Genomic DNA, 335 nt, shown 5'->3' on the forward strand with positions numbered 1-335 from the left:
TCGTAGACCACCAGCGCGTGCCCCGGCAACGCCGCGCCACGCTGCTCGCGCAACGCCGCCAGCCGTTTCTCACTGGCCGGCAGGTGATTGCCATCAAGCACCCGCACACGCCAGCCGGGCAGGCTGGGCTGGCATGGCAACGCCGCCAGCACCGGCTCCAGACGCTGTGCGCTGCCCTGTACCAGGGCGCGCAGGATCGCGGGTTCGGTGCGGTTGACCTTCTCGTAGAGCGCGGCCAGCGACACCGGCAGGGGCTTCGTCTGTGTCGCTGCAGCGTGCAGCGACGGACTCAGTCCCAGCGACACCAGCGTCATCAGTTCAACCACCGTCGAGAA

Annotated in this window: 1 pseudogene; it reads right to left on the reverse strand. The window is 69.0% G+C overall.

The features are described from left to right. Positions 1-335 (reverse strand): annotated as a pseudogene (locus SB822_RS55715) (IS4 family transposase); the annotation flags it as partial.

It is taken from the genome of Paraburkholderia sp. SIMBA_054 (assembly GCF_046534875.1).
Lineage (GTDB): Bacteria > Pseudomonadota > Gammaproteobacteria > Burkholderiales > Burkholderiaceae > Paraburkholderia > Paraburkholderia hospita.